Source organism: Mycolicibacterium neworleansense (assembly GCF_001245615.1).
GTDB lineage: Bacteria > Actinomycetota > Actinomycetes > Mycobacteriales > Mycobacteriaceae > Mycobacterium > Mycobacterium neworleansense.
This window is the reverse complement of record NZ_CWKH01000001.1, coordinates 2316474-2337690: the sequence shown is the minus strand read 5'-3', so window position 1 is coordinate 2337690 and position 21217 is coordinate 2316474. Positions and strand designations below refer to the sequence as shown.

Below are 21217 nucleotides of genomic sequence, written 5' to 3'. Positions count from 1 at the left end.
ACTACCGCGCCTGCCAGTTGGGCTTGCGCTTCTCCACGAACGCCCGCGGTCCTTCGAGCGCATCCTCGGTGCGCACCACGCGCTCACGGAACGTCTCGGCCAGGATCTCACCCTCGTGCAACGGCAGATCCAGCGTCTTGTGAATGGCCAGCCGGGTCCCGCGGACCGCCAGCGGGGCATTGAGGCACACCGTGTCGGCGATCTCATGCGCACGTTCCAACAGCCGAGAGTGTTCGACGATCTCGGTGATCAGCCCGAGCTCGTAGGCGCGCTCGACGGTCATCCGTTCGTGCTTACCCATCAACGCCATTCGCAGCGCCACCGAACGCGGCAGAGCCTTGGCCAGGCGCACCATCTCGCGCGCGGCCACCAGGCCGATACTCACATGAGGGTCGAAGAATGTCGCCTGGTCCGAGGCGATGACGATGTCACCGGTGGTCACCCAGTCCAGGCCGGCACCGCAGCAGATCCCGTTGATCGCCACCACGACGGGCTTGGCCATGCTCCGAAAGGGCGGCGTGCCCTCCTGCGGTGCTTCCCACTGTTCGTAGGTGGACAGATACGGCCGCTCGTTGAGGACCTTTCCGTCGCCGGGGATCTCCTTGACATCGGCACCCGTGCAGAACGCGCGGCCGGTGGCGGTGACAATCATGAGCCAGACGTTGTCGTCGTTCTCGGCTTCGGCGTAGGCAGCCCGCAACTCGGTGATCATGTGGGGCGACAGTGCATTGAGCGCGTCGGGCCGATTCAAGGTGATGGTGGCTTTGTGCCCGTCCACCTCGTATTTGATGGTGTCGTACGTGGCGATTGCAGTCATCGGTTTCCTTAGTTCAACGGCCCTGGAAGTCCGGGTCGCGCCGTTCCCGGAACGCGGCCAGCCCTTCTTTGAAATCGGTGGTGCGGCAGGAGAGTTCCAGGTTGGACAGCTCCTGATTGAGTGCTTGCGACAGGGTTGCGTGCTGGCCGTAGGCGATTGCCTGCTTGGCCAGCCCGATCGCGACGGTCGGTCCGGCTGCCAGACGTGCGAGCAATGAGTCGACTGCGGTGTCCAGCTCGTCGGCGGGAACCGCGCTGTGGATCAACCCCCAGTCGGCGGCCTGGGACCCGCTGACCTTCTCGCCGAGCAGCAGCATGCGCTTGGCCCGCGCCACCCCGGCCAGTCGGGGCAACAGCCAGGTCGCGCCGGAGTCGGGGGTGAACCCCCGGTCGATGAACGGCTCCCAGAACGTCGCCCCGCTGTCGGCGATCGTGAAATCGGCGGCCAGCGCCAGGTTGCAGCCCAGACCGACAGCCCAGCCCCGGATCGCACACACCACCGGCAGTTGGATCGTGGCGACGAGTTCGATGGCGCGGTGGGCGGTGTGTGGGATCCGCCGGACCAGGTCGCCGGTACGGGGTCGCCGGCCAGCTTCGTTGGTGGCCACCCAGTCGGCTCCGGTGCAGAAGTCGTCACCGGCCCCGGTGATGGCGACGGCGCGCAGGGAATCGTCGTAGGCGGCCGCGGTCAGGATGTTCACCAGATCGTCGATCATCTGATGGCTCAACGAATTTCGCCGCGCCGGGCGGTGCAGGGTGATGCGCAGGGTGGAGTCCGCGCGGGACGTGGTCACCGAACCGTCACTCACCTGGAGACCAGCCTTTCCAATCCATACAGTTGCCCATACAGTAGGCGATGCGGTTACTATTCTGTACAAGTTAGCAAGGAAAGGGCGTCGATGGAAGGACGCGTGCGGCGCATCCGGCAGCCCCGGGTTGCCGAGATCGTCGCGTCCAAACTGCGCGACGACATCCTGTCCGGCCGCCTGCGCGAGGGCGACGTGTTACCCACCCAGGAAAGCCTGTTCCAGGAGTTCGGCGTCAGTCCGCCCGCGCTGCGCGAGGCCATTCACCTGCTGGAGACCGACGGGTTGATCTCGGTGCGCCGCGGCAATGTCGGCGGTGCGGTGGTGCAGATGCCCTCGGCTGAGCGCACCGCCCACATGATCGGCATGGTGCTGCAGACGCGGGCCGCCACGCCGGCCGACGTGAGCGAGGCGCTGTTACGCCTGGAACCGATCTGCGCGGGAATGTGCGCCGCCCGGGAAGATCGCGCGACCGAGGTGGTGCCATATCTGCAGGCCGAGATCGACCTTCAGGCAGCGCAGTTCGACGACCTCTCGCAGTACGTGCCGAACGCCCGGAGATTCCACGAGGCCTTGGTATCCCGATGTGGCAACGAGCCGATGATCCTGCTGATCGGTTCCCTGGAATTGATCTGGTCCACCCACGAGTCAGGGGTGTGGACCGGGGAGGGGGAGGCGGGCATGTCGGCTCCGACCATGCGGGCGGCACTGCGCGATCATCAGCGGCTACTGGACGCGATTGCCGAGGGCAACTCGGCCCGCGCTACCAAGCTCGCCGCCGACCATCTCACCGCCGCGCGGCGCACGACACTGGCCGCCGGTAACGACAAAACCATTGAAGCGAGGTTGATTTCGCATGACAGATGACCGGGTGCTGTTCGAGGTCGATGCGGATCACCGCATCGCCACCATCACGCTGAACAATCCCAAGCAGCGCAACTCCTACGATGCGGCGATGCGCGACGAGATCGCCCGCTGTCTCGACATCGTGGCCGACGACGACGATCTGACCGTCGTGCTGCTGCGTGGTGCCGAGGGGGTGTTCAGCACCGGCGCCGACATGAACAACGCCTACGGCTGGTATGGCGGCGAGCGGACGGACGCCCCTGCTGAGGCGCCGAAGAAGTCACGCCCCAGCCAGCGGCGCCGACTCACGGTGGACCGCAAGTCCTTTGGCTTCTATCACAATTTCATGGGCTTCCCGAAGGTCACCGTGGGCGAGATCAGCGGCTACGCGCTGGGCGGCGGGTTCGAGATGGCGTTGATGACCGACATCTCGGTGATCGCACGCGACACCAAGATCGGGATGCCGGCCACCCGGTTCCTCGGCCCGGCGCTGGGCAGCCTGCACATGTTCTTCCACCGGCTCGGCCCGGTGCTGGCCCGACGGATGCTGCTCACCGGCGACATCGTCGAGGCCGGTTCCGTCGAGCACCTCGGCGTCTTCACCGACACCTGTGATGCCGACCAGGTGACCGCCCGGGCGCAGTACTGGGCGGCGAAGGCGGCCAAGATGCCGGCCGACGGGGTGGTGATCGCCAAGGAGGCGTTCCGGCTCGTCGAACAGAGTCAGGCCTACCAGGGCGAGGAGGTGGCCAGCTACATCTTCCATGCCTACGGCACCAACTTGCAGTTCGCGCCAGGCGAGTTCAACTTCGTCAAGACCCGCGCGCAGCACGGCACGAAGGAAGCGTTCCGACTGCGTGACGAACATTTTCACGTCCCGGAACCGCAGTAGCATCCCGTCCTGATACCGTTACAGAAACACGATATAGCGTAAAGGTGAAACCATGCCAACACCCGTCATCGTGGGCGCTGCCCGCACAGCGATCGGCCGCTCCTTCAAGGGAACGCTGGTCAACACCCCGCCGGAAACCTTGATCACCACGGTCCTGCCCGAGGTCGTGCGTCGCGCCGGTATCAACCCGGAAGCCATCGACGACCTGATCTTCGCCGAATCCAACTATGGCGGCGGCGATATCGCCCGCTACGCGGCCGACGCGCTGGGCTGGCAGTCGGTGCCCGGCCAGGCCGTCAACCGGCACTGCGCCGGATCGCTCACCGCGATCGGCAATGCGGCTGCCCAGATCGGCTCCGGCATGGAGCGGGTCCTGGTCGCCGGCGGCGTGCAGTCGCTGTCCTCGTCGCCGCTGATGAAATGGCGCGTTCCGGGATTCGGTCCCGAGATCGAGTTCATCGAGCCGTGGATGACCCCGACGCACGTCGAGACGCCCGATGCGCCGATGCGCGACATGTCGATCACGGTCGGCTGGAACACCGCGCAGGCCGCCGGGATCACCCGTGAGGACATGGACGCCTGGGCCGCGCGCTCGCATCAGCGGGCGATCGCCGCCATTGACGCGGGCAAGTTCCTCGACGAGATCGTGCCGCTCAAGGTGAACCAGCCCGACGGCTCGGTCATCGAGTTCAGCGTCGACGAGCACCCGCGCCGTGGCACCACCGCCGAGAAGCTCGCCGAGCTCAAGGTCCTGCACCCGGAGATCGAAGGATTCTCCATCACTGCGGGCAACAGCAGCGGCACCAACGACGCTGCCGCTGCTGTCGCGCTGGTCGGCGACGACTATGCGGCCGCGGAGAACCTCAACGTGATGGCCAAGGTCAGGGCCTGGGGCGCGGTCGGCGTTGCCGCTCGCGACACCGGCCTCGGTGGCGTCGAGGTGATCGGCAAGGTGCTCGACCGGGCCGGGCTCAAGCCCTCGGATGTGGCGCTGTGGGAGATCAACGAGGCCTTCGCCTCGGTACCGATCGCCGCGGTCCGCAAGTACGGCATCGACGAGGAGCTGGTGAACTTCTCCGGCAGCGGCTGCAGCCTGGGCCATCCGATCTCGGCCTCGGGTGCCCGCATGGTCACCACGCTGATCTACGAACTGCAGCGTCAGGGTGGCGGTATCGGTGTGGCAGCGATGTGCGCCGGCGGCGGCCAGGGCGGCGGGCTGGTCATCGAGGTCTAGAACGTGGTTTGACTCTGCGTCCCCGGCGCGAAAGTCCGAGCAGGACGCGCCGCGGGCGCAGAGTCAGCTGGCCGCGGCCTTCCGGCGGGCGGGCGCCTTCTTGGCCTTGCCGGCATTCGCCTCGATCCGCTGCGCGGCATGGTCGAGGATGCACTCCAGGCCGTACTCGAAGTTCTTCTCGTCGGCCGCGCCGATGCGGTGCCCCTCGCTGGTGACCTGTGCCAGCAGCGGGGTGGTCTCGGGATCGATGACCATGGTCTCTTCGTAATCGCCGGGCGCGTTGTCGTTGGCCCGGTTCTTCTCGTAGAGGCGATGCAGCACCACCGACCCGCGGACGTGGACGGACACGGCGGAATAGGTGTCGAAGGCGTCCTCGACCGACAGCCCGGCTTCGACCAGACCGGAGATGGCGGTCTCCATCTCCTGCACGCCGAGGCGTGCGGCGCGCGGGCTCAGTGCGGACCGAATGAGAATGAGATCACACAGGATCGGATTGGCCATGAAGGCTTTTCGCATGGTGCGGGCGTGATTGGCCAGTGACTCGCGCCAGTCCTTGGCCTCCACGTACGGGGTGGCGACGACGAACTCGCGCAGGGCGCGGTCGGTCATCGCGTTGAGCAGATCGTCCTTCTTGCGGAAGTACCAGTAGATGCTCGTGACACCGACGCCGAGATGTTTGCCCAGCAGCGGCATGCTGAGGTTGTCGATCGACACCTGCTCGGCGAGTTCGAATGCGCCGTTGATGATGTCGTCGGGATTGATGGATCCACGTTCGCGCCGTTGACGCTTCTCAGCGGTCGGTTGCTTTGCCACTGCGGGCACCTCCATCGAAATCGAATCTGCTCAAGTCGTCCCTGTGCCGCGGCTCAATCGCAGTGAATTTACCGCCGGCTGCCACCTGAACTGCGCCTATGCGCGCGTGTCGCGGGGTCTTGTCGCTGTCAACCTTACCGGTAGCCCTTCCGTGGATACCTTCCACCGTTCGCATCGGGACGTCGCTCGGCCGCTGCGGGCGGGGTGCCGCGTTTGTACTGTAATCCCTATAGTAGGCTTTTCCGGGTTATCGGGCTTCGCGAGCGAAGGGGCATTTGGTGTCGGAAGTAGTTCTGCGGGAGCGTCGTGGTCGGACGCTCGTCATCACGATCAATCGTCCGGAAGCGCGCAACGCGTTCAACCTTGCGGTGGTTCAGGGGCTCGCCGATGCGATGGACGAGCTCGACGACACCCCCGAGCTGTCGGTGGCGGTCCTCACCGGTGCGGGCGGAAACTTCTGCGCCGGCATGGACCTGAAGGCGTTCGCTTCGGGGGAGCTGCCCTACGTTCCCGGTCGCGGTGCGGGTTTCACCGAGCGCCCGCCGCGCAAGCCGTTGATCGCCGCGGTCGAAGGGTTCGCGCTCGCCGGTGGTACCGAGTTGGTGCTGGCCACTGACCTGGTTGTGGCCTCCAAGGTCGCGAAGTTCGGTATCCCCGAGGTCAAGCGCGGTCTGGTGGCCGGCGGTGGCGGCCTGCTGCGACTGCACCAGCGCATCCCGTACCAGAAGGCGATGGAACTCGCGCTCACCGGCGACAGCTTCACCGCCGAGGAAGCCGCCGCGTGGGGTTTCGTCAACAAGCTCACCGAGCCCGGAGAAGCGCTCGACGGTGCGCTCGAACTCGCCGATCGGATCACCGCCAACGGCCCGCTGGCCGTGGCCGTGACCAAGGAGATCATCGCCTCGTCCTCGGAGTGGTCGGCCGACGAGATGTGGAAGAAGCAGGGCGAACTGCTCGCACCGGTGTTCTCCTCCAACGACGCCAAGGAGGGGGCGATCGCCTTCGCCGAGAAGCGCGCCCCCAATTGGACCGGTTCCTGACGATTCCATGGATCTCGGATTCGCCGGTGCGGCCACCGTCGTCGTGGGCGGTGGCCGTGGGATGGGTTTCGCGACCGCGCAGTGCCTGGCCGAGGACGGAGCTCGGATCGCGATCGTCGGGCGGTCCCGTGACGTACTCGACGCCGCCGCGACGGAGCTGACCCGCCTCGGATCGCCCGAGGCGGTGCCGATCGTCGCGGACACCTCCGACGGCGGCCAGGTCGACCAGGCCTTCGCCCAGTTGGGTCAGCGGTGGGGTGTGATCAATGCCTTGATCAACACGGTCGGCCCCGGCGCCGCGGGCAACTTCGAGGAGTTGACCGACGACCAGTGGCAAGAGGCGTTCGACGCCGGTCTGATGGGCATGGTGCGCTGCGTGCGCGCGGCATTGCCGTTGCTACGCAAGGCCGAGTGGGCACGCGTCGTCAACTTCTCGGCCCACTCCACCCAGCGGCAGAGCACGCGGCTACCGGCCTACACAGCGGCCAAAGCAGCCCTCAACAGTGTGTCCAAGAACCTTTCGCTGTTGTTGGCCAAGGACGAGATCATGGTCAATGTGGTCTCACCGGGCAGCATCTCGTCGGAGGCGCTGCGGGGCTGGGCCGCCACGGTGGGTGTCGACGGCAACGATCCGTATGCGTTGATGGCGGCCATCGACGAGCATTTCGGGCATCCTGCCCACCTGCCCCGCGCCGGACTTCCCAGCGAAATCGGTCCCGTCGCAGCATTTCTCGCCTCCAAGCGCAATTCGTACATGACGGGTGCGAACGTCAACGTGGATGGTGGATCGGACTTCATCTAGGGGGTCGCATGGCAACAGCAGCCGAGGCGAGGGACTGGGCCCGCGGTGCGCTACGCGGAATCGGTGATTCGCTCTATACCCCGTTCTGCGGCACCGACGGTGACGACATCGACTGGGACGCCTACCGGTACCTGGTGCGCTACTGCGTCGGCGACCTCGGTCACCAGATGCTTTGGTGTACCAGCGGTTTGGCCGAATTCTGGGCGCTGACCCTCGCTGAGCGCAAGCGACTGCTCGAGGTGGCGATCGAGGAGGGGCGCCGGGCCAACCCGGATGTCGTGATCCAGGCCTGCACCGCGACGACATCGGCCAAGGACTGTCTGGAGCTCACCTTGCACGCCCAGCACGCGGGCGCCGACATCGTCTACATCCAAACCCCGATGATGGAAACGCACGGAGGAGAAGGCGTCCTGCGCTTCTTCTCCTACATCGCCGAGCGCACCGACATCGCGCTGGGGATGTTCAACTCACCATCCTCGGGCTATGTGCTGACGCCCGACGAAAGCGCGCGGATTGCCGAGGCGATCCCTGCGGTGTGTGCCACCAAGGAGGGCGCGTTCCGGCCCGCGGCGAGCCGACGGCTGCACGAACTGGCGCCGTATCTCGCGGTTTGGGAGTGCGACACGATGGTGTACCGGGCCGGTTGGCTACGCGACGGCATCGTCTGTCCCGCCCAGTTGGGCACCGCCGGGTACCTGTACGAAACTCCACAACGCCGCATCTTCACCGAATACTGGGACCTGGTGTACGCCGACCGGCTCATCGAGGCGATGGACTTCGCCCGGGACTCCGGTCTGGACCAGTTCAGCCTGGACCTGGGGTCCTGGTTCACGTGTTATCCGGGCCGCGCCGACTATTTCACCCACTGGGCCGGCGCCTTCAAATACGCGGCCTCGGTGCTGGGAATGCCGGTCGGGGCCTATCCGCATTCCCGTCCGCCCCAGGTCGTGCTTCCCGAGGTCGCGAAGACTCAGATCGAAACCGCTTATCGGAAGCTCGGTTTGATCGACGATTGAGCCGTCTTTGCGCAGGTCGCGGCTTCGATGCGGGGCTTGCGGAATGCACTACCGATAGGTATACAGTATGTATGTCTGAACGGCTGGTGCGGCAGCGGGAGGTGGTCGGCGCATGACGCTCGCCGACGAGGTGGGAACCGAGGCGGTGCTCTACGAAACAACCGACGCCGGCGTCACGGTCATCACGTTGAACCGCCCCGACAGGCTGAACTCCTGGGGTGCGGACATCTCGGCCGGCGTGTACGCCGCATTCGACCGTGCCGAGGCGGATCCGGCGGTCCGTGCCGTGGTGCTGACCGGTACCGGCCGGGGCTTCTGCGCCGGTGCGTACATGGGCGCGATGCAGGACCTCGGCGCCAGCATCAATGAAGACACCGATGTCAGCAAGATCGTCGGCGAGCGCCACCCGTATTTCCTCACCGAACTGCGCAAGCCCGTCATCGCGGCCATCAACGGCGCATGTGTCGGCATCGGTCTCACCCACGCATTGATGTGCGACGTCCGGTTCGCCGCTGCCGGAGCGAAATTCGCCACCGCGTTCCCGCGCCGGGGACTGATCGGCGAGTACGGTATCACCTGGATCCTGCCGAGGCTGGCCGGCTGGGGCGCCTCGGCGGATCTGCTGCTGAGCGGGCGGACCTTCTTCGCGGAGGAGGCGTTGCAGCTCGGCTTGGTGAAAGAGGTTGTGGCGCCTGAAGATCTGCTGCCCCGAGCCCTGGCGTATGCCGAGGATCTGGCCCGCAACTGCTCGCCCGCCTCGATGGCCGTGATCAAGCGCCAGCTGTACGGCAATGCCCACGATGACGTGCGGCAGGTCAGTGCGCGCGCCGAAACGCTGATGCACGAATCCATGGTGCGCCCCGACCTGCTCGAGGGCATCACCGCGTTCTTCGAGAAACGGCCCCCGAATTTCCCGCCCCTGAAAGAAGGTTGATGACATGACCGAAGCTCCCGAACGGCTTCCGTACCTGGCCGTCGACGTCGACAACCACTACTACGAGCCGATCGATGCGTTCACCCGGCACCTGCCCAAGGAGTTCCGCAGCCGCGGCGTGCAGATGGTGCAGGACGGCAAACGAACCCTGGCCGTGATGGGCGGAACGGTCAACCACTTCATCCCCAACCCGACCTTCGACCCGATCATCGAACCGGGCTGCCTGGATCTGCTGTTCCGTGGCGAGATCCCCGAGGGCGTCGATCCCGCCTCCCTGATGAAGGTGGACCGGCTCTCAGACCACCCCGAGTATCAGAATCGCGATGCCCGACTGGAGGTGCTCGACCGCCAGCGCCTCGAAACCGTGTTCATGTTGCCGACGTTCGCCTGCGGCGTGGAGGAGGGACTCAAGCACGACATCGAGGCCACCATGGCCTCGGTGCACGCCTTCAACCTGTGGCTGGACGAGGACTGGGGATTCGACCGACCTGACGGCCGCTTCGTGTCGGCACCGATCATCTCGCTCGCCGATCCCGAGAAGGCGGTCGAGGAAGTCGATTTCGTGATCGGCCGCGGCGCCAAGCTGGTGTGTGTGCGCCCGGCCCCGGTACCCGGCGCGGTCAGGCCGCGGTCCCTCGGCGACCCGCTCCATGATCCGGTGTGGGCCCGGCTGGCCGAGGCCGGCGTGGCCGTGGTCTTCCATCTGTCGGACTCCGGGTACATGGCCGTGCCGGCCCTGTGGGGCGGCAGCGGGGTGTTCAAAGGGTTCGGCAAGCGTGATCCGCTCGACATGGTGATCATGGACGACCGTGCGATCCACGACACCATGGCCTCGATGATCGTGCACCAGGTGTTCACCCGGCATCCCAAGCTCAAGGTGTGCAGCATCGAGAACGGCTCCTACTTCGTCTACCGGCTGATCAAACGGCTGAAGAAGGCGGCCAACAATGCGCCGTATCACTTCAAGGAGGATCCGGTCGAGCAGCTGCGCAACAACGTATGGATCGCGCCCTACTACGAGGACGATGTCAAGCTGCTCGCCGACACCATCGGCGTCGACAAGATCCTGTTCGGCTCCGACTGGCCGCACGGTGAGGGACTGGCCGATCCGACCACCTTCACCGCGGACATCCCGCAGTTCCCCGAGTTCAGCCTGGAGGACACCCGAAAGGTCATGCGCGACAACGCGCTCGAACTGCTCGGCGACGTCACTCGGACCGCGCCCGGTGTATCGCATCTGGTGCCGGCGTAGCCACCGCGATGGCTGAATGGACGATCGGCGCCGTCGTCGATGCGATCGCCGAGGCGGTACCCGACCGGGAGATGACGGTGTGCGGCACCCGTCGCACCACTTTCGCGCAGGGCGCTGAGCTGACCCGGCGGCTCGCGAACTTCCTGGCCTCATACGGCTTGGGGGCGTACCGGGAGCGCCCGGACCTGAACCGTTGGGAGTGCGGTCAGGACGTCGTCGCGCTCGTCATGCACAACGACCTGTACCCCGAGATGGTGATCGGCTGCCTCAAGGCGCGCACGGTCCCGGTCAACGTCAACTATTACTACTCGCCGGGCGAGGTGGCTGACCTGCTGGCGTACCTCAATCCGCGGGCGGTGATCTACCACCGTTCGTTGGGGGCAAAGTTCGCCGACGTGCTCGGTGACGGTGTTGCCGAGCTGTTGATCTCCGTCGATGACGGGGACGGTGACGAGCTGCCGGGTTCGGTGACTCTGGAAGACGCTATGGCACAAGGGGATACCGATCGGGACATCACCCCGTCGCCTGATGACCTGCTGATGGTCTGCACCGGCGGCACGACCGGCCGTCCCAAGGGCGTGATGTGGCGTCAAGGCGACATCTACGTGTCGTCGATGAACGGCGCCGATCACGAGCAGGTCAGCGAGATCCACCACAAGGTGGCCCATGCCGGGCCGCCCTGGTTCGCGGTGTCGCCGCTGATGCACGCCGCCGGGATGTGGACAGCGTTCTCCGGCCTGCTGTCCGGCCAGACCGTCGTGCTGCACGACACCAAGCCACGCTTCGACCCGCGTTCGGTGCTCGAAACCGCGCAGCGGGAGAAGATCGGGCTGATGACGATGGTCGGCGACGCATACGCCGCACCGATCGTCGAGGAGCTCGGCCGGCGGAGTTATGACCTCTCGTCGATGTTCGCCATCGGTACCGGCGGGGCCGCCACCAATCCGAAACATCAACGCGCACTGCTGGAACACATTCCGCAGATCACCATCATCAACGGGTTCGGCTCCTCGGAGACCGGCAACATGGGATTCGGCCACACCCAGCGCGAGACCCCGACCGCCGAAACCTTCCAGTTGCGGGCCGGCGGGCTGGTACTCGCCGACGACTACTCCCGTTTCCTGGATCCCGGCGACACCGAGGTGGGCTGGGTGGCGCGCAACGGTCGCATCCCGCTCGGCTACTTCAACGACGAGGCGGCGACGGCGAGGACCTTCCCCGAGGTGGCCGGTCAACGCGTGGTGGTCTCGGGTGACCGTGCCTCGCTCGATGCCGACGGCACCCTGCGCCTGTTCGGGCGGGACTCGTTGGTGGTCAACACCGGTGGCGAGAAGGTGTTCGTCGAGGAGATCGAGGAAGCCCTGCGAGCACATCCGCAAGTCGTGGATGCGCTGGCAGTCGGGCGGCCCAGCGAGCGGTGGGGTGAGGAGCTGGTGGCGCTGGTGGCCGTGCGCGACGCGGTCGACGCGGCCGCGCTCCGGGAGCACTGCGCGACCCGGTTGGCCCGCTTCAAACTTCCCAAGGACGTGCTGTTCGTCGAGGAGATCCGCAGACTCGGCAACGGCAAGGCCGACTACCGCTGGGCCAAGGGTCTGGCTTCGGAGCAAGCAGAGGCGAGGGCATGACGCAGAAGGTGATTGACTGTCTGGCCAACGTGCACTTCGGCGAGACCGAGAACCAGCCCACCTTCATGAAGAAGGTGCGCGACGACTACTTCAAGGGCCCGACGTCGATGTATGACCCCATCGATCTGGCCGAGATGCTCGACGAGATGGACACCCACGGCGTGCAGAAGGCCATCCTGATGGATTCGCTGGCCAAGCCGTCGGTGACCGCCCGGAAGTTCGTCGAGGCGCATCCCGATCGCTTCGCACTGGCGATGGGCGGGGTCAACCTGTTGCGGCCCATGCCGTCGTTGCGTGAACTCGCGGCCGTCGTGGCGGACCTGCCGGTCGCCTATACCGTTGTCGGACCCAGCTTCTGGGGAGACGGGCAGTACCCGCCGAGCGACGCGGTCTACTACCCGCTCTACACCAAGTGCGCCGAGATGGAACTGCCGCTGTGTGTGAACACCGGCATCCCGGGTCCGCCGATTCCGGGTGAGGTGCAGAACCCCATACACCTCGACCGCGTGTGCGTGCGGTTCCCGGAGCTGAAGCTGTGCATGATCCACGGCGCGGATCCGTGGTGGGACATCGCGATCCGGATGCTGATCAAATACCAGAACCTGCGGTTGATGACCTCGGCCTGGTCGCCGAAGCGGTTACCCGATTCGCTGCTGCACTTCATACGCACCCGCGGCAAGAACAAGGTCATCTTCGCCTCGGATTTCCCGGTGCTGCGCATGCAGCGCGTCGTGCCCGAGGCGCTGGCATTGGATCTGCCGGCAGACGTGCTCGACAACTACCTCTACAACAATGCCGCGGAGTTCTTCTTCGGCGAAGAGAAGGAGAACTGAGGGATGGACCGCTACGAACTGCGCAGGCTGGACTACAGCCTCACCGAGGACCACATCGACCTGCAGACCGCGTACCGGCAGTTCTTCAAGACGCATTCGGACATCGAGACCGTGCGTGCGGCCGAACCCTCAGGTTTCGACAAGAGCCTGTGGGAACGGCTGTGTGCCATGGGCGCCACCACCATGGCCCTGCCCGAAGACGTCGGCGGTGACGGGGCGACACTGGTCGACCTGACGCTGGTGGCCGAGGAACTGGGGCGCTCCCTGGCGCCGGTGCCGTGGATCGACCACGTGGTGGCGGCGCGGCTGCTCGCACGTCTCGGTGCGCTGGAGCCGGAGGACATTGTCAACGGCACCCAGATCGTCGGACTCGATCCGCAGCAGGTGGCACCGACCGGCACCCGGCTGATCCCGATCGGGTCGATCGCTGATCATCTCGTGGTCCGCGACGGACAGGATGTGGTGAAGCTGGAGTTCTCCACGCGCCCGGCCCGGGTCGACAACATCGGCAAACTGCCGATGGCCTGGGTGGATCCGGCCGCCGCCGATACCCGCGTGGTGCTGGCCAGCGGTGCCGGGGCGTTGGCGGAATATCAACGGGCGCTGGATGAATGGCGGGTGCTGACCGCCGCGGCGCTGGTCGGTCTGGTCGAGGAGACCATGACGATTGCCGCCGAGTTCGCCAAGTCCCGGTACACGCTCGGTGTACCGATCGGAACGCTGCAGGGCATCTCGCATCCGCTGGCCAATATCGCGATCACCGTGCAGAGCGGGCGCGGCCTGGTCCGTCGGGCGGCTTGGTTCCTCGACAACGAGCCCGACGAGCGACCGGAACTCGCGCCGTCTGCGTTCGTCTTCATGGCGGAGGAAGCCGCCAAGGCCGCGACCATGGCGGTACACGTCCAGGGCGGGCTCGGGGTATCCGCGGAGGCCGCGGCCACCGCATATCTGGTGCGGGCGCGCGGGTGGGCGCTCGCCGGTGGTGACCCGGGCGCCACCGCCGTTCACATTGCTCAGATCGTCGCGGCTCGCGAAAGCAAGGTTTAGATATGGATTTCTCAACAGTTGAACTGTCCGCCGAGGACGAGGCGTTCCGCGCCGAAGTACGCGAGTTCCTGTCGAGCGTCGTGACCGAGGAGGTCATCCGGCGCGATCGTGAGACCGGCGACAACTTCGACGAGGGTGTGCACCTGGCCCTGGGGGCGGCCGGTTACCTGGAGAAGGAATGGAAGACCGAGGCCGACGGCGGTTTCTCCCGGGTGCGCCGGCGAATCTGGGAGCTGGAGAAGCGCCGGGCCGAAGTGCCGTGGGTGACGTGGGGGACCACCGCGATGGTGGCCCGCTCGGTGGCGAAGTTCGCCGCACCGGAGATCCGCGATGATGTGCTGCGGGGAGTGTTCGACGGCACCGTGCGGTTGTGCCTGGGCTACACCGAACCCGAAGGTGGGTCCGATGTCGCGACGTGCAAGACGCGCGCCGTGCGGGAGGCGGATGGGGCGAGCTGGATCATCAATGGGTCGAAGATGTTCACCACCGGCGCGCACAACTGCCAGTACGTCTTCCTGATCACCAATACGGATCCGGACGCGCCGAAACACAAGAGCCTCACCATGTTTCTGGTGCCTCTGGATTCCGAAGGCATCGAGATCCAGGGCATCCGCACCGTCGACGGGGACCGCACCAACATCGTGTACTACTCCGACGTGCGGGTCGACGACAAGTACCGGCTCGGTGACGTCAACGGCGGCTGGACCGTGGTCCGTGAGCCGCTCGACGCCGAGCACGGGGCGGTCGCGGCCGCCGACGACGGCCTGGCCGATGTCGCGATCATGATGCACCAGGCCGGATTCATGGCCGAGGCGGCCGACAACGTCGCCGCGTTGGTGGGCCGGTCCGGCGCCGTCGAGGATGGATCGGTTGCATATCGCTTGGGGCGCAGTGTGGCTCGACTGGAGGCCTCGCTGTCCTCACCGAGCATCTTCGGCCGGGTCGCGCTGGCGCAGACCATGCGCGACATCGCGCCGGATCTGATGGATATCGCCGGATCAGTTGCGGCACTGCCGATCGGGGCCGACGGGGGAGCCGATGACCGCAGTGAGTACGTCTACCGGTTCGCGCCGCTGGTCGGCATCTACGGCGGGACGCTCGAGGTGTTCCGCAACATGATCGCCCAGCACGTGCTGGGCCTGGGCAAGCCGAACTACTCCGCGCCCCGTAAGGCTTCCTAGCGCGAGCAGACCTCCCGTTACCCACCGCCGAAACGGCATTCCAGCAGGACCTCACTCGAGGTTTCCCTGCTGGAATGCCGTTTCGGCGAAATGGGTGCTCAGACCTCGGCCAGCTGCTTGTTGAGCTGGTCGCCCTCGATGTCGAGGTTGGGCAGGACACGTTCCAGCCGCTTGGGCAGCCACCAGGCCTTCTCGCCGAGCATCGACATCACGGCCGGCACGATCGCCATCCGCACCACGAAGGCGTCGATCAGCACACCGAACGCCAGGGCGAAACCGATCTGTTTGATCATCGGATCGCCGTTGAAGACGAACCCGGCGAACACCGACATCATGATCACCGCGGCGGCCACCACGACTCGGCTGGCCTGGGTGAAGCCGTGCTTGACCGCATCGTCGCCACGGTGCCCGTGCACGTGGGCCTCCTTCATCGACGACACCAGGAACACCTGGTAATCCATGGCAAGCCCGTACAGCACGCCGATCACGATGATCGGCAGCAGGCTCAGGATCGGGCCGGTCGCGGTCAAGCCGAACAACTGCTGGAACCAACCCCATTGGAACAGCGCCGTGGTGGCACCGAAGGTGGCCAGCACGCTGAGCAGGAATCCGGCCGTGGCCTTGATCGGCACCGCGATCGACCGGAACACGACGAGAAGCACCAGCAGTGACAGGCCCACGACAACCCCGATGTAGAGGGGCACCGCCTCGGCAAGGCGATCGGTGGTGTCGACGCCCATCGCGGTGATACCGGTGACTCCGAGGTCGACGTGGTGCAGCTCGGCGAGCGGTCCGGCATGTGCCCGGATGCCGCGAACCAGCTGTGCGGTCGCGTCATCGGTGGGCCCGGTGCCGGGAACGACCGAGAACAGCGCGAATTCCTCGTCGTCACTGACCTTTTGCAGGTTCACCGATTCGACGCCGGCCATGCGGCGCAGATCGTTGTTGGTGTCGACCAGATCGGCCGTGGTGAGCTTGCCGTTGCCCGCCGCCGGTTCCGCGACCACGACGAGCGGTCCGTTGTAGCCCTCGCCGTAATGGGTGGCCACCAGGTCGTAGCTTTCGCGCTGCGGGGTGCCCTGGTTGTAGCTGGCGCCCGCGGGCAGACCCATCGACATGTTCAGTGCCGGCAGCGCCAACAGTGCGGCGATCACCACGCCGCCGATGGCCACCGGGACGCGGTGGCGCAACACCGCACCGACCCACGCCGTGGCGAACCGGTGATTCGTCCCGTTGTCGGCGGATTGCGTGCGCCGGGTCTTCTCGGAGCAGATGCGCTCGCCGACCAACCCCAGCAGCGCCGGCAGCAGGGTGAGAGCGGCGATCACCGCAACGACGACTGTGGCGGCGGCAGCCAGTGCCATCGGCGTCAGCAGCGAGATGCCGACCACGGTCAGCGCGACGAGCGCGATCACCACGGTAGTCCCGGCGAAAATCACTGCGCTACCGGCTGTTCCGAGTGCCCGGCCGGCAGCCTCGGCGGCACTGAGGCCCTGATCGATGATCAGCCGGCGTTGACGGTTGACGATGAACATCGCGTAGTCGATTCCGACCGCAAGGCCCAGCATCAACGCCAGCACGGCGGTCATCGACTGCATGTTCACCAGGTGGGAGAACAGGAAGGTTCCGCCGACACCCACCGCGACGGAGCTCAGTGCGGTGGCCAACGGCAGGCCGGCGGCCACCAGTGATCCGAGTGTGACGACCAGAACCAGGGCGGCAACGGCGAGGCCGACGACCTCACCGACGCCGACGATCTCGGGCATCTCGACCATGCTCGCCGACGGCAGAACGTCGATCCCGGTGGCGGCGACCGCGTCGCGGGCGGCCTTCACCGCGGCTTCGACGGTGCCCGAGGGCAGTTCGGCGGTCTGCTTGTCGAACTGGAACTGGTACAGCGCAGCCGCGCCGTCGCCGGAGATCAGCACACCGGGCACGGGCTGGCCGTTGACCGTCAACGGCTGCGGCGCATCCGGGGTAGCCGGCGCGGGCACCTGGGCCCGGGCGATGGCAGCCGACACGGTCAGCGTCGGGCTGGCCGGTCCCTTGGCCATCTCGGCCTGGGCGAGGGCACCCGGGTCCAGTACGTGCTCGGAATGCGAGACCGAATCGACGGCACGTAGCAGTGCCGCGCGGTTGTCGGCGTCATCGATGCGCCGGCCGTCGGGGGCGGCAAAGGCGATCATCCCTTGCCCGCCCGACGACTCCGGCATGCGCTGCGCGAGGTCATCGATGACCTCTTGTGCCGGCGTGCCGTCGATGCGCATCTCGTTGGAGATCTTGGGTGGGTTTGCCACGAGCAGCCCAGCCACAACTGCGATCAGCGCGAGCCAGCCGCTGATCACCAGCCATGGGCGACTGAACGCAAAGCGCCCCAGTCGGTACAGATAGGTGGACATATAAGTGAGAGTAGGCTCTCAATATGGGAGTAAGCTATCGTTTGTTGCCAAGCCCATCCTCGGTGCACGGACATGACCTGCGCCACGTCCCCCGGATCGGAAATGCCTGCTCGTACCACCCGCCGTCGCACCGACGCCTATGCCAATGAAAGCCGCATCGTCGCGGCTGCCCGACAGGTCTTCGCAGCTCACGGCGCCGCTGCGACATTGACTCAGATCGCCGCGCACGCGGGCGTCGGCAACGCGACGCTGTACCGTCACTTCCCGAACCGGCAGGCGCTGGCGGCCGCGGTGTACGAGGACGCGTTCGCCACCGAGGTCGAACCGGTGATCCTGGCGTTGATCGACAGCGATGCCCCCCGTGAGGCATTCATCGACGTGATCGAGCGGCTGGCCGAACTCATGTACCTGCAGCGGCCGCTGCTGCCGTCACTGGATCACCTCACGGAGCTGACGTCCAGGCTGTTCAATCGCAAGCGCGAACTGCTCGAGACGCTGGTGACGCAGGGCCAGGCTGCCGGGGACCTGCGCGCCGATCTCACCGTGGATGACGTGCCGACGTTCGTCGCGATGGTGACGGCAGCGTCCGTCGCGCTCGATCAACCCTCGGAACTGCGCCGCCGGTATCTGAGCTTGATGCTGGACGCCCTCAATCCCGCCGACGCCCAGCCACTTCCGCCGCTGCCGGACCCCTCCGGCTAGGCGCTGGTCAGCGCCGGCGGTTTGACGGCCGCGGGGTCGGGGTTGGCGATGGGCAGCCCCATGAACCGTCGGGCGTTGTCACCCATGAAGTCATAGGTGCGCCGGATGTCCATGCCCTCGGCGTACTTCCAGAAGCCCTTCGGTTCGGACAACCCTTCGGGATGCGGATAGTCCGAGCCGAACAGCACCTTGTCCCAGCCGACCGTCTCCACCACGTCGGAGACGCACCCCTCCCAGAACGGGCTGACCCAGATGTTGCGGCGAAACACGTCGTGCGGATGCTCGGGGAAGTTCTGCGGCATCTTCTTGTACAGGTCGGCGAAATCATGGAACAGCGGGAAGATCCAGCTGCTGCCGTTCTCGACGCTGGCAATACGCAGCTTCGGGAACCGGGTCAGCGTGCCGTGGCAGATCAGGGCGGTCAGCATGTCGGCGATCTCGCGGTGGCCCAGTACCATCCAGCGGAACGCGCTCTGCGCCATGAAGTTCTGGGTGTACGGCGGTTCCCACTTGTTGACGTACTCATCGAGCGGCGGGTAGCTGGCGTGCAATACGATCGGCAGGCCGGCGGCCTCGACGTCACGCCAGAACGGGTCGAACTCGGGCAGCGCGGGGGAGCGCCAGCCGTGCAGGCCGTTGACCGGGCCCGGTTTGATCAACGCGACCTTGCCGCCGTGATCGAGAATCCACTCCAGTTCGCGTTGCGCCGCATTGACTTCCGAGAGGTTGATGATCGGTGTGGAGAACACGCGGTCGGCGTGATTGAAGCTCCAGTGCTCCAGGATCCACTCGTTGAGCGCGTGAACGATCGCCAGCGTCAGCTGCGGGTCGTCGGCGCTGGAGTGCTCGACCAGGCTGCCCAGCGTGGGGTAGTTCAGTGCCTCGACGACACCCTGACGATCCAGTTCGGCGATGCGGTCTTCCGGGTTGCGGGTGGCCGCGGGCGCATCGATGGCCTTGCCTTGCATCTCGCGAAGCGTCAGGCCCTCGGCGTTCTCCCCGGCGAAGAACTTCTCGTGCGCCCCCGGTGCGGCGACGCGCTCGAAGGTCGGGTTGGGGATGAAGTCGGTGACCCGGTTGTTGATCACCACCCGGGTCTGTCGCCCGATCTGCGCGTACTGCACCGCACGTGAGTACTTTTCGGGCAGGAACTTCGTCAGCGCATCGCCGGTTTCATACATGTGCTGGTCGGCATCGAAAATCGGTGCGTCCCTGAACTGTTCGGTGGGTTGCTCAGTCATGTCAGTGGGTCCTTTTCTCGCGCGGGCAGACGCAAATGTCCCCGAACGTTCGGCGTGTCGGGTACATGTGCGTCCGCTCGGCCATGAAAGTCAGAGGGTCAACACGGTGGCGCCGGCGGTGCCGGGGGCGCCGTAGAGCTGGGCGAAGCCGACGCGAGGGTTGCCGGGCACCTGCCGATCGCCGGCCTGCCCACGTAGTTGGCGCACCAACTCGTGGATCTGACGCAATCCGGATGCGCCGATGGGCTCGCCATTGGCGATCAGGCCGCCGTCGGTGTTGATCGGCAGGGATCCGCCGATCTCGGTGGCGCCGTCGGCCAGCAGTTTCTCCTGGTCGCCGTCGGCGCAGAAGCCGCATTCGGCCATGTGGATGATCTCGGCGCCGGCGTCGGTGTCCTGTAGCTGCACTACATCGACGTCTTCCGGTGCCACTCCGGCCTTTTCGAACGCGGCGCGCGCGGCGTACACGGTCGGTGCCACGTCCTCTTCCACCGGTGCGCAGGTGGTGTTCACTTCATACGCGCCGTAGCGGCGGGTCCGCACTTCTACGGCCTTGAGGTACACGGGCTTGTCGGTGTAGCGGTGTGCGATGTCGGCACGACACATCACGACCGCGGCCGCACCCTCGTCGGGGGCGCAGAACATGTACTGGGTGAGCGGGTAGTTCAACATCGTCGAGTTGAGGATGTCGTCCTCGCTGATGGGCTTGCGCCGGAAGGCATTCGGGTTCAGCGCACCGTTGCGGAAATTCTTGTTGGCGACTTTTGCCAGGGTGCGCTGAGAGATGTTGTGCTCGTGCAGGTAACGGTTGGCCTTCATGCCGAAGAATTGGGTGGTGAGGTACTGGCCGTTCTCGGCGTACCAGCTGGGCATACCGACCAGGGCGGGATCCTCGGTGAACGCACCACGGGGATGCTTGTCCAGGCCGACGGCGATGCCGATGTCGTAGTCCCCGAGCCGGATTCCGTCGGCGCAGGCCTTGGTGGCGCTGGCGGCGGTGGCGCAGGCGTTGAACACGTTGGTGAACGGGATACCGGTCAACCCCACCATCCCGACGATGGCGTCCGGGTTGGCCACCGTCCAACTGCCGCCGGTGGCAGCGCCGATGTCCTTCCACTCGACGCCGGCGTCGGCGACGGCGGCGAAGATCGCGTCGACACCCATCTGCATCGCGGATTTGCCTTCGAAGCGGCCGAACGGGTGGATGCCGACGCCGATGATGGCTACGTCGTTGGTCATGTTTCTGCCTCTCTACACCGGCTGGAAGGCGAAGGTGACGACTTCGACCGGGTTGTCGGGATCGTCTTCGTCGGTGGTGAACGGGATCATGGCGAGTTCGACGTCCATGCCGAATTGCAGTTTGGCGGGGTCGTTTTCGGTGAGCCGGCCCTCGACGCGGATCACCGGGCCGGTGTCGTCGGCGAGTTCGACCAGTCCGACACCGAAGGGCACGAAGGCCTTCCCGGTCGGGCCCTGGTATGGGGCGCCGGGCGGGAAGCCCTGGGTGGTCCAGGCGATCAGGGTGCCGCGGCGGGGGAGCAGCGTCTCGGCCGTGTTGGCTCCGCTGCACCGCGGGCAGCGGGCCTGGACCGGGAAAGTGGTGGCTGAGCAGTCGCCGCAGCGGGTGCCGATCAGTTGCGGGTCGGCATCGGGCCAGGTCGAGATCTCCGGCGCAAGGGCCTTCTGCATACGTGCGATCCTCCGTGTTCAACCAAAAGGGTATAGCAACTGTAACTCT

At 66.1% G+C, this 21217-nt stretch carries 20 protein-coding genes; 13 read left to right on the top strand and 7 right to left on the bottom strand.

What is annotated here, in order from left to right; translation table 11 throughout:
- Position 1 precedes the first annotated feature (1 nt).
- Together BN2156_RS11060 and BN2156_RS11055 are read right to left on the bottom strand one after the other, a co-directional pair.
- Positions 2 to 817 (bottom strand): enoyl-CoA hydratase/isomerase family protein, encoded by an 816-nt coding sequence (locus BN2156_RS11060; protein WP_162490775.1) that lies wholly within the window; start codon positions 815 to 817, stop codon positions 2 to 4.
- Positions 818 to 830: 13 nt separating this feature from the next.
- Positions 831 to 1625, bottom strand: a complete 795-nt coding sequence (locus BN2156_RS11055; protein WP_162490774.1) for an enoyl-CoA hydratase/isomerase family protein — start codon at positions 1623 to 1625, stop codon at positions 831 to 833.
- A 90-nt stretch (positions 1626 to 1715) separates the two neighbouring features.
- On the opposite strand from BN2156_RS11055, the gene BN2156_RS11050 reads away from it, so the two are divergent.
- From BN2156_RS11050 to BN2156_RS11040, 3 genes are read left to right on the top strand one after another with little or no spacing between them, the layout of a single operon-like run.
- A complete protein-coding gene (locus tag BN2156_RS11050; protein ID WP_090513429.1) occupies positions 1716 to 2489 on the top strand; it encodes a FadR/GntR family transcriptional regulator in 774 nt (257 codons plus the stop codon).
- Positions 2479 to 3360 (top strand): enoyl-CoA hydratase/isomerase family protein, encoded by an 882-nt coding sequence (locus tag BN2156_RS11045; RefSeq protein WP_162490773.1) that lies wholly within the window; start codon positions 2479 to 2481, stop codon positions 3358 to 3360. Before BN2156_RS11050 ends, BN2156_RS11045 begins: the two co-directional genes overlap by 11 nt.
- 52 nt (positions 3361 to 3412) lie before the next feature.
- Positions 3413 to 4594, top strand: a complete 1182-nt coding sequence (locus BN2156_RS11040; protein WP_090513427.1) for a thiolase family protein — start codon at positions 3413 to 3415, stop codon at positions 4592 to 4594.
- A 63-nt stretch (positions 4595 to 4657) separates the two neighbouring features.
- Here BN2156_RS11040 and BN2156_RS11035 read toward each other — a convergent pair whose 3' ends face one another.
- The gene (locus BN2156_RS11035) at positions 4658 to 5422 is read right to left on the bottom strand and encodes a TetR/AcrR family transcriptional regulator (RefSeq protein WP_162839216.1); all 765 of its coding nucleotides are present in this window, start codon (positions 5420 to 5422) and stop codon (positions 4658 to 4660) included.
- Positions 5423 to 5685: 263 nt separating this feature from the next.
- On the opposite strand from BN2156_RS11035, the gene BN2156_RS11025 reads away from it, so the two are divergent.
- From BN2156_RS11025 to BN2156_RS10985, 9 genes are all read left to right on the top strand, one after another.
- On the top strand, positions 5686 to 6447 hold the full coding sequence (locus BN2156_RS11025; protein WP_036439630.1) for a crotonase/enoyl-CoA hydratase family protein: 762 nt from the start codon (positions 5686 to 5688) through the stop codon (positions 6445 to 6447).
- Positions 6448 to 6454: 7 nt separating this feature from the next.
- Positions 6455 to 7249 (top strand): SDR family NAD(P)-dependent oxidoreductase, encoded by a 795-nt coding sequence (locus BN2156_RS11020; protein WP_090513416.1) that lies wholly within the window; start codon positions 6455 to 6457, stop codon positions 7247 to 7249.
- A gap of 8 nt (positions 7250 to 7257) precedes the next feature.
- A complete protein-coding gene (locus BN2156_RS11015) occupies positions 7258 to 8265 on the top strand; it encodes a dihydrodipicolinate synthase family protein (protein ID WP_090513414.1) in 1008 nt (335 codons plus the stop codon).
- Positions 8266 to 8377: 112 nt separating this feature from the next.
- Positions 8378 to 9199 (top strand): enoyl-CoA hydratase, encoded by an 822-nt coding sequence (locus BN2156_RS11010; RefSeq protein ID WP_090513411.1) that lies wholly within the window; start codon positions 8378 to 8380, stop codon positions 9197 to 9199.
- Between the two features lie 4 nt (positions 9200 to 9203).
- Positions 9204 to 10451 carry an amidohydrolase family protein gene (locus BN2156_RS11005; protein ID WP_090513407.1) on the top strand — a complete coding sequence of 416 codons (1248 nt, stop codon included), beginning with the start codon at positions 9204 to 9206 and terminating at the stop codon, positions 10449 to 10451.
- An 8-nt stretch (positions 10452 to 10459) separates the two neighbouring features.
- On the top strand, positions 10460 to 12076 hold the full coding sequence (locus BN2156_RS11000) for an acyl-CoA synthetase (RefSeq protein ID WP_090513404.1): 1617 nt from the start codon (positions 10460 to 10462) through the stop codon (positions 12074 to 12076).
- Positions 12073 to 12909, top strand: a complete 837-nt coding sequence (locus tag BN2156_RS10995) for an amidohydrolase family protein (protein WP_090513402.1) — start codon at positions 12073 to 12075, stop codon at positions 12907 to 12909. Before BN2156_RS11000 ends, BN2156_RS10995 begins: the two co-directional genes overlap by 4 nt.
- Positions 12910 to 12912: 3 nt before the next feature.
- On the top strand, positions 12913 to 13956 hold the full coding sequence (locus BN2156_RS10990) for an acyl-CoA dehydrogenase family protein (protein ID WP_090513400.1): 1044 nt from the start codon (positions 12913 to 12915) through the stop codon (positions 13954 to 13956).
- Between the two features lie 2 nt (positions 13957 to 13958).
- Positions 13959 to 15137, top strand: a complete 1179-nt coding sequence (locus BN2156_RS10985; RefSeq protein WP_090513398.1) for an acyl-CoA dehydrogenase family protein — start codon at positions 13959 to 13961, stop codon at positions 15135 to 15137.
- 98 nt (positions 15138 to 15235) lie between these two features.
- Here the strand turns inward: BN2156_RS10985 and BN2156_RS10980 are convergent, their stop codons facing one another.
- Complete coding sequence (locus tag BN2156_RS10980) at positions 15236 to 17536, bottom strand: MMPL family transporter (RefSeq protein ID WP_090513395.1); 2301 nt, start codon at positions 17534 to 17536, stop codon at positions 15236 to 15238.
- A gap of 102 nt (positions 17537 to 17638) precedes the next feature.
- On the opposite strand from BN2156_RS10980, the gene BN2156_RS10975 reads away from it, so the two are divergent.
- Positions 17639 to 18238: a TetR/AcrR family transcriptional regulator gene (locus BN2156_RS10975; protein WP_090515776.1), complete on the top strand. Its 600-nt coding sequence runs from the start codon at positions 17639 to 17641 to the stop codon at positions 18236 to 18238.
- Here the strand turns inward: BN2156_RS10975 and BN2156_RS10970 are convergent.
- From BN2156_RS10970 to BN2156_RS10960, 3 genes are all read right to left on the bottom strand, one after another.
- Positions 18235 to 19479, bottom strand: a complete 1245-nt coding sequence (locus BN2156_RS10970; protein WP_090513393.1) for an amidohydrolase family protein — start codon at positions 19477 to 19479, stop codon at positions 18235 to 18237. The genes BN2156_RS10975 and BN2156_RS10970 overlap by 4 nt on opposite strands.
- A 90-nt stretch (positions 19480 to 19569) precedes the next feature.
- Positions 19570 to 20718, bottom strand: coding sequence for a thiolase family protein (locus BN2156_RS10965; protein ID WP_090513390.1), 1149 nt, complete (start codon positions 20716 to 20718; stop codon positions 19570 to 19572).
- Between the two features lie 12 nt (positions 20719 to 20730).
- Complete coding sequence (locus tag BN2156_RS10960) at positions 20731 to 21168, bottom strand: Zn-ribbon domain-containing OB-fold protein (protein WP_090513388.1); 438 nt, start codon at positions 21166 to 21168, stop codon at positions 20731 to 20733.
- Between the last annotated feature and the right edge of the window lie 49 nt (positions 21169 to 21217).

Coding starts and splice junctions, on each gene's coding strand:
- BN2156_RS11060 (WP_162490775.1), bottom strand. CDS start 817: ATGACTGCAATCGCCACGTACGACACCATCAAATACGAGGTGGACGGG.
- BN2156_RS11050 (WP_090513429.1), top strand. CDS start 1,716: ATGGAAGGACGCGTGCGGCGCATCCGGCAGCCCCGGGTTGCCGAGATC.
- BN2156_RS11045 (WP_162490773.1), top strand. CDS start 2,479: ATGACAGATGACCGGGTGCTGTTCGAGGTCGATGCGGATCACCGCATC.
- BN2156_RS11040 (WP_090513427.1), top strand. CDS start 3,413: ATGCCAACACCCGTCATCGTGGGCGCTGCCCGCACAGCGATCGGCCGC.
- BN2156_RS11035 (WP_162839216.1), bottom strand. CDS start 5,422: ATGGAGGTGCCCGCAGTGGCAAAGCAACCGACCGCTGAGAAGCGTCAA.
- BN2156_RS11020 (WP_090513416.1), top strand. CDS start 6,455: ATGGATCTCGGATTCGCCGGTGCGGCCACCGTCGTCGTGGGCGGTGGC.
- BN2156_RS11015 (WP_090513414.1), top strand. CDS start 7,258: ATGGCAACAGCAGCCGAGGCGAGGGACTGGGCCCGCGGTGCGCTACGC.
- BN2156_RS11010 (WP_090513411.1), top strand. CDS start 8,378: ATGACGCTCGCCGACGAGGTGGGAACCGAGGCGGTGCTCTACGAAACA.
- BN2156_RS11005 (WP_090513407.1), top strand. CDS start 9,204: ATGACCGAAGCTCCCGAACGGCTTCCGTACCTGGCCGTCGACGTCGAC.
- BN2156_RS11000 (WP_090513404.1), top strand. CDS start 10,460: ATGGCTGAATGGACGATCGGCGCCGTCGTCGATGCGATCGCCGAGGCG.
- BN2156_RS10995 (WP_090513402.1), top strand. CDS start 12,073: ATGACGCAGAAGGTGATTGACTGTCTGGCCAACGTGCACTTCGGCGAG.
- BN2156_RS10990 (WP_090513400.1), top strand. CDS start 12,913: ATGGACCGCTACGAACTGCGCAGGCTGGACTACAGCCTCACCGAGGAC.
- BN2156_RS10985 (WP_090513398.1), top strand. CDS start 13,959: ATGGATTTCTCAACAGTTGAACTGTCCGCCGAGGACGAGGCGTTCCGC.
- BN2156_RS10980 (WP_090513395.1), bottom strand. CDS start 17,536: ATGTCCACCTATCTGTACCGACTGGGGCGCTTTGCGTTCAGTCGCCCA.
- BN2156_RS10975 (WP_090515776.1), top strand. CDS start 17,639: ATGCCTGCTCGTACCACCCGCCGTCGCACCGACGCCTATGCCAATGAA.
- BN2156_RS10970 (WP_090513393.1), bottom strand. CDS start 19,479: ATGACTGAGCAACCCACCGAACAGTTCAGGGACGCACCGATTTTCGAT.
- BN2156_RS10965 (WP_090513390.1), bottom strand. CDS start 20,718: ATGACCAACGACGTAGCCATCATCGGCGTCGGCATCCACCCGTTCGGC.
- BN2156_RS10960 (WP_090513388.1), bottom strand. CDS start 21,168: ATGCAGAAGGCCCTTGCGCCGGAGATCTCGACCTGGCCCGATGCCGAC.